This is a genomic window from Lactobacillus jensenii DSM 20557, from assembly GCF_001436455.1.
In the GTDB taxonomy this organism is placed as follows: Bacteria; Bacillota; Bacilli; order Lactobacillales; family Lactobacillaceae; genus Lactobacillus; species Lactobacillus jensenii.
In genome coordinates, this window is sequence record NZ_AYYU01000096.1 from 1 (window position 1) to 224 (window position 224).

Below are 224 nucleotides of genomic sequence, written 5' to 3' on the forward strand. Positions count from 1 at the left end.
AGGTCGATGGTTCAAGTCCATTTAGGCCCATATGGAGCAATACTCAAGTGGCTGAAGAGGCGCCCCTGCTAAGGGTGTAGGTCGGATAATTCCGGCGCGAGGGTTCAAATCTCTCTTGCTCCGTTTTAGTTTTAAAGCATGTTATCGTAACAGATAACATGCTTTTTGTTAGCTAATATAGATTTAAAAAAAGGGCTCTTTGTCAAATCCTGTTGATAAAGAGT

The 224-nt window shown here is 42.0% G+C and carries 1 tRNA gene; it reads left to right on the top strand.

The annotated features are described in order from the left end of the window. Window positions 1-33 precede the first annotated feature (33 nt). Window positions 34-123: transfer RNA gene (locus FC45_RS07610), tRNA-Ser, on the top strand. The last annotated feature ends 101 nt before the right edge of the window (window positions 124-224 follow it).